The organism is Paenibacillus sp. FSL K6-1566 (genome assembly GCF_038050475.1).
Lineage (GTDB): Bacteria > Bacillota > Bacilli > Paenibacillales > Paenibacillaceae > Paenibacillus_AQ > Paenibacillus_AQ lactis.
Genome location: NZ_JBBOSR010000001.1, coordinates 1,835,001 through 1,852,383 on the forward strand (window position 1 = coordinate 1,835,001; position 17,383 = coordinate 1,852,383).

Here is a 17,383-nt window from a genome sequence, read left to right on the forward strand (position 1 = left end):
CAAACCCGATTTGCAGGTGTACAAGCTGCACATGCAATGAAGATGATTACGGCATTTGGCGATGCCGCATCCTGAATTTAACGTTTGGTGGCGATGGCGGAAGGGTTCCACGCGTTCCCATACCGAACACGACCGTTAAGCCTTCCAGCGCCGATGGTACTTGGACCGAAGGGTCCCGGGAGAGTAGGACGCCGCCAAGCGGTACATATTCCCTGATAGCTCAGTTGGTAGAGCACTCGACTGTTAATCGAGTTGTCACAGGTTCGAGTCCTGTTCGGGGAGCCACTTATGGAGAGGTGTCCGAGTTGGCCGAAGGAGCACGATTGGAAATCGTGTAGGCGTCAAAAGCGTCTCGAGGGTTCGAATCCCTCTCTCTCCGCCAGCAAGGACTTTATATACGGCCCGTTGGTCAAGGGGTTAAGACACCTCCCTTTCACGGAGGTAACAGGGGTTCGAATCCCCTACGGGTCACCAACATGGAGGCTTAGCTCAGCTGGGAGAGCATCTGCCTTACAAGCAGAGGGTCGGGGGTTCGATCCCCTCAGCCTCCACCATTAAATATCCCCAAAAGATAAAGCAAAGGCTTTACAGGTGGTTTTATTAGGGGAGCTTATACACAATGACGCGGGGTGGAGCAGTTCGGTAGCTCGTCGGGCTCATAACCCGAAGGTCGCAGGTTCAAATCCTGCCCCCGCAACCAATTATATCGCATTAGCGATCAAGCCTCATGGAACTGTGGTGTAGAGGCCTAACATGCCTGCCTGTCACGCAGGAGATCGCGGGTTCGAATCCCGTCAGTTCCGCCATTTTTAACAATGGGAGCCATTAGCTCAGTTGGTAGAGCACCTGACTTTTAATCAGGGTGTCGAAGGTTCGAGTCCTTCATGGCTCACCAGTGTTACATAAATCTTGATATTGCGGACGTGGCTCAGCGGTAGAGCATCGCCTTGCCAAGGCGAGGGTCGCGGGTTCGATTCCCGTCGTCCGCTCCATTTGCGCCCTTAGCTCAGCTGGATAGAGCGTTTGACTACGAATCAAAAGGTCGGGAGTTCGAATCTCTCAGGGCGTGCCATTGATTGATGTGCGCATTCATCATGAATTTACTTAATGATTATCCTTACGCCGGTGTGGCGGAATTGGCAGACGCGCGCGACTCAAAATCGTGAGGGAAACCGTGGGGGTTCGAGTCCCTTCACCGGCATTTTAAATAACGGGACGTAGCTCAGCTTGGTAGAGCACCTGGTTTGGGACCAGGGGGTCGCATGTTCAAATCGTGTCGTCCCGATTCAAGCAAGGACCATTTTCAGAATTTCTGAAGATGGTCCTTTTGTCGTTGCGCACTTTCGGTACAAGGGATGTCTGAATAATTTGGCAGCCTTGCGGTCACAATATGAAAAACATTGAATAGAAGGGGATAACCTTGAGTGTTTTTCAATTCCTAAGAAAAGTGTTCCGCAAACGACGGAGACGCTGGAGACGGGCCATCTGGTCCAGTTCGATCCTTGCAGCGGCCATGATCTTCATTTGGTCTGGCCAGACGCTGAAGGATCAAATGAATATGCTGCTCACCGATAGCCGCGGCGAAAAACCGCTCGCGCTCGAGACGATGCATTATTTGCAGATGGAAGAAGAGAAGCAAGAAGAGCGGACTTCCGAGCAGAGAAAGTTTATGCAGGAACTGAACGCATCAAAGGGGAAGAAGAAAGTACATCTGCGCACTACCTATGTATGCGGGGTTGAAGAGCAGAATATCGGGCGCCTGAATGCAGACGGCATCTATGAACTGATGAATAAAAACCCATTATGGCAGGGCCGCCTGGATGACAAAGGGGAAGTTTGGCTGGAGCAAACGGTATCCGATCTCTCCCCCAACTGCAAGAAGCAAGCGTACATGAGCGTGGATGCAAGCGGAAATTTAACTTTGTTTGAGGGACCTCCCGAAGAAGAGAAGGTTCTCCGCACCTTTTTCCAATTAGATATCGGTTCGATGGAGTCCTCCTTGCCAAAGGATGTCATCCAGCAGCTTCAGGAGGGGATCCGGATTCAGGATATGGATGAATACAACAGCGTCTTGTCGACGTTTAGTGATTATGCGCGGGATATGGCTGAAAATGTGATGAAGCCCAGCTCCTGAGCGAATCCGGGCGAACCGGGTCGACCGTTTTTCGACAATGCCACATTTTTGCTGCTCTATTGTTACACTGCAACACCGCAACTGTCTGGTGCTGATTTGCACCGGGCAGTTTTTCTTTTTCAGTTGCGCGCAGCAGGCCATGCGGTCAAGAACGGAGTGCAATTTATCCGCCCACAAGCCTAATAGAAGCCTCCCTTAAAAAAGGAATCATAAGCTTAGGGAAACAATGTGAAAATAGGCACAAGAAAAGGTTCAAAGTTTTTCCTCAACTAAAGGTCGATCTTTTGTTATAATGGGAGAACGATACATATGTTCGCTTCATCAGAGGAGAGGTTAGTATTGCGTATTTTAGGCATTGACCCGGGGATTGCCATCGTTGGCTTCGGGTTTATTGATAAGACGGGGAGCAAGGTGTCGCCGGTGCAGTACGGCTGTATCCAGACCGAAGCGCATACGCCCGAAGAGGAAAGACTTCATCAGGTTTATGAGGGCATGCTGCAGTTGATTGATAAATATGAGCCGGAAGCCGTGGCTTTCGAGAAGCTTTTTTTTAACCGGAATGTAACGACGGCGATGACGGTATCCCAAGCAAGAGGCGTGCTCATTCTCGCAGCCGTTCAGCGGGGACTTCCCATTGCCGAGTACACGCCTATGCAGGTTAAGCAGGCGATTGTAGGCTATGGGAAGGCGGAGAAGAAACAGGTACAGGAGATGGTAAGGATGTACCTGAAGCTTGCGAGCATACCGAAGCCCGACGACGTGGCTGATGCGCTTGCTGTCGCTATATGTCACGCCCATTCCTATACGTTAAATTCCAGATTAAACGAGGTATTGCGAAAATGATTGATTTTTTACGTGGACAAGTCGTCCATCTCGAGAGTGAATATATTGTGCTGGATGTTCATGATGTAGGGTATCGCATCTTCTGCCCGAACCCGTATGCCTTCGCCAAAATGGAAGGAGTCGTCACGGTGTATACCCACCATCATGTACGCGAGGATGCGATTCTGCTGTTCGGCTTCCCGACACGGGAAGAGCAGCGGTTATTCCGCAAGCTCATCGAAGTATCCGGCATCGGCCCGCGGGTGGCGCTCGGAATATTGGGCGGCGGCTCGCCGGATCATGTGGTATCGGCCATCTTCCAAGAGAATATTTCATTTCTGATCAAGCTGCCGGGCATCGGGAAGAAGACCGCCCAACGCATGATTTTGGATCTGAAGGACAAGCTGGACGGCTTCAGCGATGCCGCCATGGCGACAGGACTGTTCGCCCTGCAGCAGGAGCAGCCGGAAGAAAGCGGTTCGGCTTGGACAGAAGCCCGCGAGGGGCTGAAGGCGCTCGGGTACACGGACAGCGAACTGGATAAAGTATGGCTGAAGATTAAGGATTCCATAGGCAGCGGAGAATCGGTCGATGTATTGATGAAACGGGCACTGCAGCAGCTGTATGCCGGTTAATAGCGTCGTCTGCAGGAGAGGAGTTTAACTTAAGATGGACGATCGAATTATTACTGCGAATTTAATGATGGAGGACCAGGCGGTAGAGCTCAGCCTGCGTCCCCGGTATTTGGCCGAATATATCGGACAAAATCAGGTAAAAGAGAATTTGAAAATCTATATCGAGGCAGCGAAGATGCGCAAGGAAGCGCTGGACCATGTGCTGCTGTACGGTCCCCCGGGACTGGGGAAAACAACCCTTGCGAACATTATCGCCAATGAGCTTGGCGTAAATCTGCGTACGACCTCGGGACCCGCCATCGAGCGTCCCGGCGATTTGGCTGCCCTTCTTACGAATCTGCAGGAGGGCGATGTTCTTTTTATCGACGAAATCCATCGGTTGCATCGGACGGTCGAGGAGGTCATGTATCCGGCAATGGAGGATTTTGCGCTGGACATCATGATCGGCAAAGGGCCGAGCGCACGCTCGGTCCGGCTGGATTTGCCGCCCTTCACGCTCATAGGCGCCACCACGAGAGCAGGATTGCTCTCCGCCCCGCTGCGCGATCGCTTCGGGGTTGTCAGCCGGCTGGAATTTTACACGGTGGATGAGCTAAGTTATATCGTGTCCCGCGGCGCGGACATTTTAGGTATCGAAATATTAGGGGATGCCGCAGAGGAAATTGCCCTTCGTTCGCGGGGGACGCCGCGGATTGCAAACCGGCTGCTGAAGCGGGTCCGCGATTTCGCACAGGTACGAGGCGACGGGATGATTACGACCGACATAGCAAAGGAAGCGCTGAGAATGCTGCAGATCGACCCGATGGGGCTTGATCTGATCGATCATAAAATGCTTCATGCCATGATCAAGAGCTTCCGCGGCGGGCCGGTCGGCCTGGATACGATCGCGGCTACGATCGGCGAAGAGAGCCAGACCATCGAGGACGTGTACGAGCCGTATCTGCTGCAGATCGGGTTCCTGCAGCGTACACCGCGGGGGCGGGTCGTGACACCGAACGCATACCATCATTTAGGCATCCCGGTTCCGGAGGATCGCCGTTAGAAGTTTTTGGACAATAGCTTATCATTCTATCCTTACAGCTCCAGGAGGTTTGTAGACATGAATATAAAGGGGAAGAAGTCATTTCTCCGCAGAACTGCCGCAGGCATGGCGGCAGCTGCTCTTGCCGCAAGCATTTGGGCCGCACCTGCCGCGCACGCTGCCGCCCCGTCACTTGACACGATTCGGGTAGCGATGTTCCTGGATCTTGGAAGCCAGTACAGATCCACAGTGAATGCCGTTACCCTGCAATCCGAGGAGGCCCTGACGGTTGCATTAGACAATGCCGGAGCCCAGGACGCGATGACAAGCATACCGGCTAACCAACAAACGCGCATGAGCGTCGATTCTTACCGGGTGAAGGTACTGGAGACGACAGATTGGAAAACGGCTGCCGAAGCCGCCAAAAAGCTGCAGGCAACGAGCGATAAACCAATGCTGTTTGTGGACGGCAAGGTGTACAAGCTGTATACGGGCATGTATGCATCGGAGAAGGCTGCATCCGATGCGGCAGCGAGAACAGCCAAGACGGCGGCTGCCCATTTGAACGGTCAGACCCCTTCGGTACGAGGCGGACTCCATCTGTCCGCAGGCTCCTTCGCAACGGAAGCGCAGGCGGAAGCAGCGCGTGCAGCCTATGCTGCTGCCGGCGTTGACGCATTTAACGTCATGACCCAGGCAGGTTATGAGGTCTGGGTCGGGGAGGCTGCCAATGCATCGGCTTTGGCCGCTGTCCAGCAGCAAGCCGCTGCTGCAGCGCCAAATCCCCTTGTTGAGACGAATACCAAGACCCCGGGATTGATCCTCCGCAGGGACGCCGGTCTGAACCTGGCGGCTGCTCAAGAAGTTCAGCACTTTATGCTGTCAGGTGAGCTGGCCACGCTCAAGGTGTCGGGGACAGCGGGCACCGGAATCCATGTGAAAGAACGTTCCGACCGAACTTACCGCGGAGCGATGGAGATCGGCAAGAAGAACGGGCAATTGTATTTGGTTAATGAGCTGCCGTTCCAGCAGTATCTATATTCGGTGGTAGGAGCCGAAGTGCCTTCCTCATGGGGGGCCGAGGCTTTGAAGGCACAAGCCGTTGCCGCAAGAACCTATGCGCTGTTCCAAGGAACCAAGTTTGAGGTCGCCAATGTCGTCGATACAACGCTGAGTCAGGCTTACTACGGTACGGCCTACGAGTATCCGAGCGTCGTGCAGGCGGTGGACGCCACTGAGGGAGAAGTCGTCATGAAGGACGGCAAGCTGGTCGAGACGGTGTTCTCCTCCAACGCGGGAGGCATGACCTCTGACCCTGCAGAGGTATGGGGCAATGCCAACAATGTATTCGCGGCAGTCGAGAGTCCGGGCGATACGTCGGCACAAGCCGCGTTGAAATCGTGGTACCACGTTCTTCTGCCCAGCGGGCTCACGGGCTATGTCCGGGAAGATAACGTGAAGGAGACAGGCAGCAAGACTGCTGCAGGCCTCCCTTATATGACCGTTACGTCTAAGGACACGAATGTGCGTCCGCTGCCCCTGATTCAATCCGATGCTAAGCCTGTAGCCCAAATGAATCCGGGCGATACGGCGGTCGTTCTGGACAAGGTGGCGGAATCGAACAGCTATGCGTGGATTCGGGGCCCGTTCACGTCCGAGCAGCTGCTGGCTTCGCTGAAAGGGAAGACGTCTAGCGCCCTCCCTTCAGCCATAACGTCGCTGACGGTGACCGAGCGCGGTCCTTCAGGCCGGGTTTTGTCCGTCAACGCCAATGGCCAGCAGCTGGATGTGAAGTACCCGGATGTGTACCGTTCGGCATTTAACGGATTGCCCAGCACCTTGTTTGATATTGAACCGACCGGAAGTTATACTGTATTGAGCGCGAATGGTGCAGAATCAACGGTTTCGTCCGGAGAGAGCGTTACGGTTGTCTCAGGCAACGGAAGCGCCAGCGTAAAGGGCGCCGGTACCGTTATTTTGAGCGGTGAAGGACAAGCCAGAGCCGTTGACAGCAAGGCTGGCTTTAAATTTACGGGCAAAGGGAACGGCCACGGCCTGGGCATGTCCCAATGGGGCGCCAAAGGAATGGCGGATCAAGGGTATGATTATAAGCAGATCCTGCAACACTATTACCGCGACACGATTATTACGAAGGAATGACCGATCATGAATGTGGATTTATACGATTTTGAATTGCCGGAGCGTTTGATTGCGCAGACTCCCTTAAAGGAACGCAGCGCTTCCCGGCTTCTTGCCTTGAATAAAGAGGATGGAGCGATGTCCCACGGGACCTTTGCCGATATCGTTGGTTTTCTGAATCCGGGTGACACCCTCGTTCTTAACGATACCAAGGTCATCCCCGCCCGATTGTTCGGCGAGAAAGAGGAGACGGGTGCGAAAGCTGAGGTGCTGCTTCTGAAGAACCTTGGGGAAGACCGCTGGGAAGCGCTTGTCAAGCCGGGCAAGAAGCTGAGACGGGGAAGCACGATCTCCTTCGGAAACGGGAAGCTCAAAGCCGTTATTGAAGAAGAGGGGGAAATGGGCGCTCGGACGCTTCGATTCACCTATAAAGGAATTTTCCAGGAGATCCTGGATGAACTGGGCCAGATGCCGCTGCCTCCTTACATTAAGGAGAAGCTCGATGACCGTGACCGGTATCAAACCGTGTATGCCCGGAATGAAGGCTCCGCGGCTGCTCCGACGGCAGGACTTCATTTTACGGAGGCTCTTCTCGACGAGATTAAGGCCAAAGGCGTGAATATCGCTTTTATTACGCTGCATGTCGGGCTTGGAACTTTCCGCCCGATGTCCGTTGAGCGGGTTGAGGATCATGTCATGCATGAAGAATACTATTCCCTCTCCAAGGAAACGGCTGAGCTCCTCAATGAGACCAAGCGTCGGGGAGGAAGAGTAATCGCGGTAGGAACGACGTCTTGCCGAACGCTCGAAACCGTGGGCCAAGCTCATAAGGGAGGCCCTCTCAGCGAGAGCAGCGGATGGACTAGCATTTTTATCTATCCAGGATACTCATTTACCGTGGTGGATGCGCTCATTACGAATTTCCACCTTCCCAAATCGACGCTGGTCATGCTCGTAAGCGCGCTGGCCGGACGCGAGCATATTCTGGAAGCTTACCGTGAAGCAGTCCGGCAGGAATACCGCTTCTTCAGCTTTGGGGACGCAATGTTTATTTATTAACTTCGGAGGTTGGTTGGACATGGCAGCTGCTGTTACGTACGAACATATAAAAACCTGCAAGCAGTCGGGAGCGAGGCTGGGAAGGGTTCACACCCCCCACGGCGTGATCGATACGCCGACGTTTATGCCGGTCGGCACGCTTGCAACCGTCAAAACAATGAGCCCGGAAGAGCTGAAGGCGATGGATGCCCATATCATTCTGAGCAATACCTACCATCTTTTTCTTCGCCCCGGGCATGAGATCGTCAAGGAGGCAGGCGGGCTGCACAAATTCATGAATTGGGACCGGCCCATCCTGACCGACAGCGGCGGATTCCAGGTATTCAGCCTTGCGGAAATGAGAAAAATTTCGGAGGAAGGCGTGCATTTTCGATCCCATTTAAACGGAGACAAATTGTTCATCTCCCCGGAAGTAGCGATGGAGATTCAAAATGCGCTCGGCTCCGATATTATGATGGCATTTGATGAATGTCCGCCTTACCCGGCGGAATACGAATACGTGAAACAATCCACTGAACGGACCTCACGCTGGGCCGAGCGGTGCCTTCAAAGCCATGCCAGACCGAAGGATCAGGCGCTCTTCGGAATCGTCCAGGGAGGGATGTACGAAGATCTCCGCCGGCAAAGCGCCGCTGATTTGACTTCCATGGATTTCCCGGGTTATGCTATTGGTGGACTTAGTGTGGGAGAATCGAAGCAGCTGATGTATGAAGTGCTGGATTACACGGTGCCCCTGCTGCCGGACAATAAGCCGCGCTATTTGATGGGAGTCGGATCACCCGACGCTTTGATCGAGGGCTCGATTCGTGGCGTGGATATGTTCGATTGCGTGCTTCCGACACGGATTGCCCGTAACGGAACAACGATGACAAGTCAAGGCCGTCTTGTCGTTCGAAATGCTCAATACGCCAGGGATTTTGGACCGCTGGATCCGGAATGTGACTGCTACACTTGCCGTAACTACTCGCGTGCGTATCTGCGTCATCTGATCAAGAGTGACGAGACGTTCGGGCTTCGTTTAACGACGTATCACAATCTTCATTTCTTGCTCGATCTGATGCGGAAAGTGCGTCAAAGTATTATGGAAGACCGTCTGCTTGATTTCCGCGATGAGTTTTTTGACAAGTACGGCCTTCATGATAATGAAAAAGGTTTCTAAGTAAGCTAATGACCCATGGGGTTTGTCGTTGAAGGGGGGGAAAGAAATATGCTTGATCAACTCGCAGCAGCACCGAATCAAGGCGGCGGAGGTCTTCTTGGCTTGATTCTGCCGTTCGTTCTGATGTTCGTCATCTTCTATTTCTTGCTGATTCGTCCGCAACAGAAGAAGCAGAAGCAGAGAACTGCAATGCTGAGCGCTTTGCAGAAAGGCGATAAAGTGGTAACTATCGGTGGCCTTCACGGTACGATTGTGGAAATTACCGATGATATCGTCGTTTTGAAAGTGAATGATGTAACGAAGTTGACGTTCGATCGCAATTCGATCAGCCATAGTGTAAACAATACGTAATCCTCAAGGCATACATATGTCCTTCGAGGGACTTGATTTGCAAGCGAAAGGCCGACTCTATTCTGGAGCCGGCCTTTTTGCTTGCTTTTATTTTTTCAAGTTAACGCCGAACATGCCTCCGATCGCACCGGCGATAAAGACGGTGGCCAGCAGGGTCAGGTCTCCAAGCGCCAGCGAGCTGTCCAACGCAAGGAATCCGATAGCAAGCAGCGTAACGCCGTACAGAAGCCCGGTTAAGCAGCCGTAATACCAGCCTCTGTTTCCTGCACGCTTTCCGCCAACACAGCCTCCGATAAACGCGGAAAGAGCATGTACGAGAAAGGTGTAGAACGATAAATCCTCTTCCGTCAAGCCGCTGCTCCACAGCAGGAGGGAGAGCGCCAGCGCGCCAAGAAACATCCAAAAAAATGAATACAAAAGACCTGAAAGAATGGGATTGGTAACGCGAAAGGTGAATACTCGCCGGATCGGTTCCATGAATCGTTCCCCCTTAACGAATATATTAGTGCGAGTTCAAAAAGTCGGTTTTTCAGCACCGAAGCTTATGCTTCCGAAGTGCGTTTTTTCAAAACGCTTTAGGTTAGATAAAGCTAGGGCCTGAGGAGCGGAGCTACACGTTTTCTCAGAAAACGTCTTCGAAAGCATCTGCTAGTTTTGGGTACGTGAGCATCGGAAGGCCCGGCCGAATTCAAGATTCGATGCCGGGTACTTCTTGATTCACTGCGTGATCAAAAGACGACTTTTTGAACAACCTCTATTAGTAAATATTGTATGGCCAAGCCTGGTCAGATAGTACAACGGAAACCGCCAAATTCGATATTTGTAAGATTGCCATTAATTAATCGTCAATCTTCGAATGGGAATGGATGCCGAAGGTCAGAATAGCTGTACATGAGAATGTTCGACCAGCTAGGAGCCATTCCTGTAATGAATGAATTCGAGGTTTGAATGAAAAAAGTACCTTCTGTATACTGGGGAACGTTCCGACCAAAGAACAAATCCCAGCGCAGGAGGCACTCTACAATGAAGTATAAACACGCCAGGAAACAGAATCAACGAATTCAACAAATTACCGAATCAACTCTTGTTGTCGGAGCCGACATTGCCAAGAAAACACATGTCGCCAGAGCCGTCGATTTCCGCGGAATCGAGCTCGGTAAAGACTGCGTGTTCGGCAATGACCATCAAGGCTTAACGAAACTTGTAACGTGGATGAAGGAGCTTCAGCGGCGACATCACAAGACGGAAATCGTCTTGGGGATCGAGCCCACCGGACACTACTGGGTTTCCACTGGCTGAATATCTGCAGCGTGAAGGCGTAAGAGTCGTCGTTGTTAACCCGCATCACGTAAACAAGAGCAAAGAGCTTGAGGACAACTCACCGACCAAGAACGATTACAAAGACGCCAAGGTTATCGCCGATCTGGTGCGCAATGGGAAATACAGCGAGCCTAAATTGCCGATGAACGTCTACGCAGATCTTCGGATCCTGATGAATCTTCGGGAGAAGGTCATGGTTAACTTCGGCCAAGTCCAGCGCCGCATTCAGAATTGGTTAGACCGCTTCTTTCCGGAGTATGGCCAGGTGTTTAAGGACTGGGAGGGCAAGGCTTCGCTGATTACGCTGAGTGAATTCCCGACTCCGAGCGAGATTGTGGCGCTAGGTGTGGGCGCAATCGTGCGTCGTTGGAAAGAAGACGTAAAGCGCGCCGTCGGTCCCAAACGAGCGTCGCAGTTGCTTGAAACGGCGAGAACCTCCATCGGCCTTAAACAAGGACTGGCAGCAGCGAAAATTGAGCTGAAGACTCTTCTGGAGCAATACGAGATGTTCGCCAAGCAGCTTGAGGACATCATGATAGAAGTGGAGCGTTTGTTAGCTCAAATTCCGGGAACGAAAGAAATGCTGACCATCCCTGGTGTTGCCATCGTGACGCTCGCCGGCTTCCTGGCTGAAGTCGGGGACCTTAGTGGTTACGACCACGGCCAGCAGATTATTCGGCTCGCTGGCTTAAATCTAAAAGAAAACAGCTCTGGCAAGAAGAAAGGCAAATCGACGATTACAAAGCGTGGCAGATCCAGGCTTCGGGCTTTGTTGTTCCGAGCGGTGATGCCGATGGTGGCGAAGAACGCCGAGTTTAAGGCGTTGCACCAGTACTTCACGAAGCGAAGTCACAACCCGCTGAAAAAGAAGCAATCCATTGTGGCGCTTTGTGGTAAATTAATCCGAGTATTGTACACGATAGGCACCAAACGCATTCCGTACCAGCCATCCGATGTTCTGGGGCCGGTACGTCAGGCCCAGTTACAGATGGCAGCTTAATTCAAACCATTTTCACGTTTCTCACACAGAACTTAAAATAAACCAACGACAATTGAAGCACGGAGCAGCCGTAGGATCTATTTCCATAAGGGCAACGACCCAGTAAAGGAGCAAGGAAACGGCGTCCACACCTCGAGAGGCAGAACGAAGGAATGTAAGGGCTAAGACCCAGCGTGACATGGGAGGGTAAGCCGTTGGGGGAATAGAGTGGATATCCAGAGTGCGGTCATACGACTCATCCATAGATTGGGAACAGCGTCCCAACCTCTATTCCCGCCTCCGGCTCCTCCAGAAAATTATGTCATAGCTACATGACTTCTCCATCTTTCAGGATGGTCGATGGTTGAAAATCTAAGAACGAGTGAGAAAACGCGAGAAAACATTAAATAATAGTGGGAGGGATTGATTATGTCTCATATTACGATTCTGATACTGCGGACGATTCTGATGTATGCGGTTATTTTTGTGACGATGCGCATTATGGGAAAAAGAGAGATCGGAAAGCTGTCCATATTCGATCTTGCCATCTCGATTATGATTGCAGAGATTGCAGCGTTTGTTCTGGAGGATGTCAACAAGCCGATTTGGGAAGGTCTCGCCCCGATTATCGTCCTCGTTGGGATTCAAGTGGGGCTGGCCTATCTTGGATTAAAATTTCGAAATATCCGTCTGTTGGCTGACGGCAAGCCTAGCATCCTAGTATCCAAGGGGAAGCTTCACCGCAAGGAGATGGCGAGGCTCCGCTACAATCTGGATGATCTGATGCAGCAGCTTCGCGGCAAGGATATAGACAGCCTGGCCGATGTAGAGTTTGCAATATTGGAAACGACCGGTCAGCTAACCATTATTCCTAAAGACAAAGAGGATGCAGCAGGCTCCTCGGCCAGCTCCTCAGGCTCGGATGATCAGGGCGGGGTTGTCGTGTCCGGCAGCGAGCAGGACAGCTCTGGATCCAGCAGCACGGCTTCCAGGTCCGATGCGGAGGCTTCCGTAGGTGGCAGTCAGCAGGGCATTTCCGGATCCAACAGCAACCCTTCGAGTTCCGGCAGCGGCTCTTCCACCTCCACCGGTGGTGCTTCCTCTGGTAACGGCAACGGGCAAACCATGTCCACCCGCAGTGCTTCACAAGAGGCAATTATCGATATTCCTTACCATAAGGTTACCTATGAAGGGATGCCGATCCCGCTGATCATGGACGGAAAGGTGCAAGATGAAAACCTGAAGCTCATCGACAAAAACCGGCCATGGCTCCAAGGCGAAATCCGAAAGTATGGTTTTAACGATTTCGAGGATGTATTCCTCTGCTCCATTGATCATAAGGGACGGATCTACCTCGACGGGAAAGAGCAGGATTAACGGCGGCTGCTGCGGTTGAGCCAAGCTCCCACCACGGGAACGCGCTCCAGATCGCGCGGCGTCACCAGTCTGGTCATAAAGATGACGGCCAAATAGACGGCGAAGCCTACGGTAACGGACGTAAGAAATTGAAGCCATGGCTGTGTACTAAACGGCAGATGGTTATATCCATAGAGAATCGAAGCCCCCATGATCAGCATGACGGCCGCCGTTTTGATGTAATCGAGCCAACGGAAGCGAAATCCGATCAGCCGGGACAGACTGAAGCCGTGCAGCACGGTGACCGCAACGCTGTTCACGAGAATGGCTATGACCGCCCCCTTGATGCCGAAGGCCGGATTGGATGCCAGATAGACGATCAGGCTCATTTTAATCAGGGCTCCGATCAAAGTGTTGACAAGGGCTCTTCCTGGCCGATCCAGCGCCTGCAGCGCTGCTTGTAGCGGGGACTGCACGTAAAGAAACAGCGCGAAGGGAGCCATTATTTTAAGCATGGTTCCGACCTCCCGGTTATCGTACAGAAGCAGGCACAGCGGTTCGGCCAGGACATACATAACAACGGCAAAGGGGGCGCCTGATACGAGAGCCAGTCGAAGTGACTGGTTCATCCGTTTATGTATGGTCACCCGGTCATTACGCGCGGAGGCCTCCGAGAGAGAAGGAACCAGGGAGATGGCGAGTGATACCGTGAGCGCCCCCGGAAGCAGCAGCAGCGGTATGACCATCCCCTGAAGGGCGCCGTATTGGGCGGTCGCGACGGTTGTAGCGATGCCGGCCAGAGCAAGGCTGCGGTTCGTAAGAATGGTTTCAAGCAGGTAGGAGAAGGAGCCTACCATTCGGCCTCCGGTGACCGGAATCGCGATTCCTGCCAGCCGCTTCAGAATCCCTCGGGTTGTATCCGCTGATTCTTTTAACCCGGATGTGTCCGGAGGAGGCGATTTGGGCAGGAGCTTGCCGTTTCGGCGCTCTTCGCCGGCATACTGCAGCAGCAGGGCAACCATCCCGATCAGTTCGCCTACGGCAGTGCCAAGCATTGCTCCAGCCGCTCCGTACTCGATGCCTTTAGGCATGAGGAGATGGGCAAACCACAGCATGCATACGATTCGGACGATCGTCTCGATGACGGAGGAGCTCGCGGAGGGAATCATGTTTTGTTTGCCCTGGAAGTAGCCCCTGTATACGGAAGAGACCGCGATGATAATAAGCATGGGCGTCATGCTGATGAAGGTCTGGAACACCCGCTCGTCCGGCAGAAGGACCCCCGTGACCCAAGGAGCCAGCAGCAGGCTCAATGCCATAAAGAGCGTTCCGGCTGTCAGCGTCAGCATCAGGCTGACTTGGAGAATTTGCTTGGAAGCATCCCGCTTTCCGGCGCCTTCCGCTTCGGCGACCATTTTGGCAATGGCAAGCGGAATTCCGCCGGTAATGATCGTAACAAGAACGATAAAGAAGGGATAACCGAGCTGGTAAATGCCAACGCCTTCCGGACCGATGATTCGTGGCAGGGCGATGCGGGGAATGAAACCGAGGATACGGTTCAGTATGCCTGCAGCTAGTAAGATTAATGTTCCTTTGATAAACGATTGCTTGTTCACTGTCCATCCCACTCCCTGGTTGAGGCTGAATTTAAGGGCTTGTTTTCCTGTATGAACCGCCAAATTAACGTTATTCTTATGGATATGCCCTACCTGTCCCATATGATGACTTTACTTTTTGACGCGGTCATGGTACGAATAGAAGGAAACAGGCTTTAGGAGTCGAATCTATCAAAGGAGACGACAGGGAGGAGGCTATACGTCATGGAACAACTGACACCTATGACTGAGGACGAATTGATGAGCACCATCGAAATGGTATGCCAAAGCAAAGTCGAGGAGATGCACCTCATAGGCTACGAGCACGTGACGACGGATGATATCTGGAACTGCGTCAATAGCAAATATGAGAAGGAAGGCGTTCCGTCCCTCCATAAACTGGTCAACGATATCTTATCTTTAAAGGCAATGAGCTTAATGAATTATATGACAATATCAGCATATAAGGGATCGTCTTTCGATTAATGAAAGAGGTCCCTTTTTGACTTGCCGTATATATGATTGATCCTCATCCCGACAAATTTTGATAAATTGACTGGGTTTTATGACATCGCTATAATAGGAATATTGAGTAAAAAGGGGGAAAAAGGGACGGCATGAAAAGAATCATCAGTTTCATCGTTACCGTGCTCGGGCTTACCATTATAATGGCCGTTACAACTCCAGGCTTGCTGAAAGATGTCCGCCTAGGTCTAGATCTGAAGGGCGGCTTTGAAATACTTTATGAAGCGGAGCCGTTGATGGAAGGGCAGCAAGTCACGAAAGAAGCATTGCAGGAAACTGCGAAGAGCTTGCAAAAGCGCGCAGATGCGCTCGGCACAACAGAGCCGGAGGTTACACCGGAAGGAACCAACCGCATTCGTTTGAAAGTGGCCGGCGTGACGGATGAGGCCGAGGTTCGGAAGACGATGAAGGAACCTGCAAACCTTACATTCCGAAGCAATGACGGCTGTAAAGAAGGCGAGGAGTTCTGTAAAATCGAGCTTCGGGGCAATGATTTTGTGGAGAATGGCGCATCCATTGCCTATGACCAACTGAATCAGCCTATGATAGACATTAAGGTGAAAGACAAAGCAAAGTTTGCTGAAATTACGGAACGCCTGCTCGGTCAGGAATTGGCAATCTTTATGGATGACCAGCTGCTGTCCGCTCCGACGGTACAAGCCGTGCTGACGGATGGTTCCGCTCAAATTACAGGTAGTTATACGCTGGATGAGGCGAAGCAAATCCGCGATACGATCAACCTTGGCGCATTGCCGCTCAAGCTGGTTGAGAAGTATTCGCAGAGCGTTGGGGCTACCCTTGGCATGCAGTCTCTAACGAAGACGCTTCAGGCAGGTCTTTTGGCGTCGGTTGCAATCCTGCTGTTTATGATCATCCGATACCGCATTCCTGGCTTGCTGGCAAGCTTTGCACTCATTCTGCATACATGGCTGCTGATTCTCGTGTTTGTATGGGCAGACTTTACCTTGACCCTGCCGGGGATTGCAGCGTTCATTCTCGGGGTAGGTATGGCGGTTGACGCCAACATCATAACCTATGAACGGATCCGGGAAGAGATTAGAACAGGTAAGAGCGTCGCTTCTGCGGTAAAAGCCGGAGGCAAGTCTTCGCTGCGCGCGATCATGGACTCGAACGTGACGACGATTCTCGTTGCGGCTGTCATGTTCGCATTCGGTACGGGTGCCGTTAAAGGCTTCGCCATCGTATTGATTTTGGAGATCCTTATCAGTATCGCCACGAACGTTTATTTCTCCCGTTTCTTGCTCAATCTACTTGTGAGAATAGGTTGGGCCGGCAAACCGAGCCATTACGGTGTAAAGGAGCGTGACATTCGTGAGCTTTAAAAACTTCAATTATGTCGGCAAAAGTAAAATCTTCTTTATCTTCTCTATTGTCATAACCGTTCTGGGCTTGGTATTCCTGCTGATGCGGGGGCTGAACTACGGCGTTGATTTCCGCTCCGGTTCGAACGTAGACATATCTTTTAAGCAGCAGCTGACGAGCGAACAGGTTCAGCCGGTGCTGAATGAAATCGGGATCGGCGAGGATGCCAGCATCACGGAAGGGACAGACCGCATCAATATCCGGTTCAGCGACGTGCTGAGCGAGGATCAGGACAGCAAGCTGCGGACGGCGGTTCAAAAGCTGGACCCCTCGGCTACCTTTGAAGTCAACACGGTAGATCCCGAGATGGCTAAGGAGCTTGGACGCAACGCTATCTATGCGGTGCTGCTGTCCTGTATCGGGATTATCATTTATGTCAGCATTCGGTTCGAGTGGCGGTTCGCCCTTGCAGCCATCGTAGCATTGCTGCATGACGCCTTTGTCGTCGTCAGCATATTCTCGATTCTGGGGCTGGAGGTCGACCTTACCTTTATTATCGCGGTGCTGACCATTATCGGTTATTCGATCAATGATACGATTGTTATCTTTGACCGGATCCGGGAAAATCTGCGCTTTGCCAAAATTAAACGCCGTTCCGATTTGGTCGAGCTGGTCAACAAAAGCTTGTCCCAGACGATTGGGCGTTCGATCTATACCGCATTGTCGGTGTTTATCGCTGCATTGTTCATGCTTATACTCGGCGGTGAATCGATTCGGATGTTCTCCTTGGCGATCTGTATCGGTCTCTTGATCGGTGCGTACTCGTCGATCTTCATCGCAAGCCCGTTGTGGCTTGTGCTTAAAGGGAAAAATGTCAGCAACAAGCCGCAAAAAGCAGTGAAGCCGAACAAAGATAAAATCGAGATTTAATCACATCGATCCTATACACATGAAAGCCGCGTCGC

The 17,383-nt window shown here is 52.2% G+C and carries 14 protein-coding genes, 11 tRNA genes, 1 rRNA gene and 1 pseudogene; 25 read left to right on the forward strand and 2 right to left on the reverse strand.

The window, feature by feature from the left end; genetic code table 11:
- The first annotated feature begins 83 nt into the window (after positions 1-83).
- The 20 genes from rrf to yajC all read left to right on the forward strand — a co-directional run bounded on the left by rrf (position 84) and on the right by yajC (position 9,320).
- Positions 84-200, forward strand: a 5S ribosomal RNA gene (rrf, locus tag NST08_RS07780).
- A gap of 9 nt (positions 201-209) precedes the next feature.
- A tRNA-Asn gene (locus tag NST08_RS07785) sits at positions 210-285 on the forward strand.
- A 5-nt stretch (positions 286-290) separates the two neighbouring features.
- Positions 291-382 (forward strand) — tRNA-Ser (locus NST08_RS07790).
- Positions 383-399: 17 nt separating this feature from the next.
- Positions 400-474 (forward strand) — tRNA-Glu (locus tag NST08_RS07795).
- 4 nt (positions 475-478) lie between these two features.
- A tRNA-Val gene (locus NST08_RS07800) sits at positions 479-554 on the forward strand.
- Between the two features lie 69 nt (positions 555-623).
- Positions 624-700: transfer RNA gene (locus NST08_RS07805), tRNA-Met, on the forward strand.
- A gap of 29 nt (positions 701-729) precedes the next feature.
- Positions 730-806: transfer RNA gene (locus NST08_RS07810), tRNA-Asp, on the forward strand.
- 13 nt (positions 807-819) lie between these two features.
- Positions 820-895: transfer RNA gene (locus NST08_RS07815), tRNA-Lys, on the forward strand.
- Between the two features lie 22 nt (positions 896-917).
- Positions 918-992, forward strand: a tRNA-Gly gene (locus NST08_RS07820).
- Positions 993-995: 3 nt separating this feature from the next.
- Positions 996-1,072: transfer RNA gene (locus NST08_RS07825), tRNA-Arg, on the forward strand.
- 49 nt (positions 1,073-1,121) lie between these two features.
- Positions 1,122-1,201 (forward strand) — tRNA-Leu (locus NST08_RS07830).
- 10 nt (positions 1,202-1,211) lie between these two features.
- A tRNA-Pro gene (locus NST08_RS07835) sits at positions 1,212-1,285 on the forward strand.
- Between the two features lie 135 nt (positions 1,286-1,420).
- Complete coding sequence (locus NST08_RS07840; RefSeq protein WP_007133158.1) at positions 1,421-2,134, forward strand: BofC C-terminal domain-containing protein; 714 nt, start codon at positions 1,421-1,423, stop codon at positions 2,132-2,134.
- A 339-nt stretch (positions 2,135-2,473) separates the two neighbouring features.
- Positions 2,474-2,977, forward strand: a complete 504-nt coding sequence (ruvC, locus tag NST08_RS07845) for a crossover junction endodeoxyribonuclease RuvC (protein WP_028404989.1) — start codon at positions 2,474-2,476, stop codon at positions 2,975-2,977.
- Positions 2,974-3,591, forward strand: a complete 618-nt coding sequence (gene ruvA, locus NST08_RS07850) for a Holliday junction branch migration protein RuvA (RefSeq protein ID WP_210095745.1) — start codon at positions 2,974-2,976, stop codon at positions 3,589-3,591. The genes ruvC and ruvA overlap by 4 nt, the downstream gene beginning before the upstream one ends.
- Before the next feature lie 34 nt (positions 3,592-3,625).
- Positions 3,626-4,633 carry a Holliday junction branch migration DNA helicase RuvB gene (gene ruvB, locus NST08_RS07855; protein WP_077569201.1) on the forward strand — a complete coding sequence of 336 codons (1,008 nt, stop codon included), beginning with the start codon at positions 3,626-3,628 and terminating at the stop codon, positions 4,631-4,633.
- Between the two features lie 57 nt (positions 4,634-4,690).
- A complete protein-coding gene (locus NST08_RS07860) occupies positions 4,691-6,772 on the forward strand; it encodes a SpoIID/LytB domain-containing protein (protein WP_028404990.1) in 2,082 nt (693 codons plus the stop codon).
- Between the two features lie 6 nt (positions 6,773-6,778).
- The gene (gene queA, locus NST08_RS07865) at positions 6,779-7,810 is read left to right on the forward strand and encodes a tRNA preQ1(34) S-adenosylmethionine ribosyltransferase-isomerase QueA (RefSeq protein ID WP_007133164.1); all 1,032 of its coding nucleotides are present in this window, start codon (positions 6,779-6,781) and stop codon (positions 7,808-7,810) included.
- 19 nt (positions 7,811-7,829) lie between these two features.
- Positions 7,830-8,969, forward strand: a complete 1,140-nt coding sequence (tgt, locus tag NST08_RS07870) for a tRNA guanosine(34) transglycosylase Tgt (RefSeq protein WP_007133165.1) — start codon at positions 7,830-7,832, stop codon at positions 8,967-8,969.
- Positions 8,970-9,017: 48 nt separating this feature from the next.
- Positions 9,018-9,320, forward strand: coding sequence for a preprotein translocase subunit YajC (gene yajC / locus NST08_RS07875; RefSeq protein ID WP_007133166.1), 303 nt, complete (start codon positions 9,018-9,020; stop codon positions 9,318-9,320).
- An 87-nt stretch (positions 9,321-9,407) separates the two neighbouring features.
- Here the strand turns inward: yajC and NST08_RS07880 are convergent, their stop codons facing one another.
- Entirely contained in the window at positions 9,408-9,797 is a 390-nt protein-coding gene (locus tag NST08_RS07880; RefSeq protein ID WP_007133167.1) for a TIGR04086 family membrane protein, read from the reverse strand.
- A 546-nt stretch (positions 9,798-10,343) separates the two neighbouring features.
- On the opposite strand from NST08_RS07880, the pseudogene NST08_RS07885 reads away from it, so the two are divergent.
- Positions 10,344-11,640, forward strand: a pseudogene (locus tag NST08_RS07885) (IS110 family transposase).
- Between the two features lie 408 nt (positions 11,641-12,048).
- The gene (locus NST08_RS07890; RefSeq protein WP_007133168.1) at positions 12,049-12,996 is read left to right on the forward strand and encodes a DUF421 domain-containing protein; all 948 of its coding nucleotides are present in this window, start codon (positions 12,049-12,051) and stop codon (positions 12,994-12,996) included.
- Here the strand turns inward: NST08_RS07890 and spoVB are convergent.
- Positions 12,993-14,591: a stage V sporulation protein B gene (gene spoVB / locus NST08_RS07895; RefSeq protein ID WP_251537947.1), complete on the reverse strand. Its 1,599-nt coding sequence runs from the start codon at positions 14,589-14,591 to the stop codon at positions 12,993-12,995. The two genes, NST08_RS07890 and spoVB, sit on opposite strands and share 4 nt — an antisense overlap.
- A gap of 204 nt (positions 14,592-14,795) precedes the next feature.
- On the opposite strand from spoVB, the gene NST08_RS07900 reads away from it, so the two are divergent.
- The 3 genes from NST08_RS07900 (at position 14,796) to secF (ending at position 17,348) form a co-directional block, all read left to right on the forward strand.
- Positions 14,796-15,056: a post-transcriptional regulator gene (locus NST08_RS07900; RefSeq protein ID WP_007133170.1), complete on the forward strand. Its 261-nt coding sequence runs from the start codon at positions 14,796-14,798 to the stop codon at positions 15,054-15,056.
- A 131-nt stretch (positions 15,057-15,187) separates the two neighbouring features.
- On the forward strand, positions 15,188-16,438 hold the full coding sequence (gene secD / locus NST08_RS07905; protein WP_007133171.1) for a protein translocase subunit SecD: 1,251 nt from the start codon (positions 15,188-15,190) through the stop codon (positions 16,436-16,438).
- Positions 16,428-17,348, forward strand: a complete 921-nt coding sequence (secF, locus tag NST08_RS07910; RefSeq protein WP_007133172.1) for a protein translocase subunit SecF — start codon at positions 16,428-16,430, stop codon at positions 17,346-17,348. The genes secD and secF overlap by 11 nt, the downstream gene beginning before the upstream one ends.
- Positions 17,349-17,383: the final 35 nt, after the last annotated feature.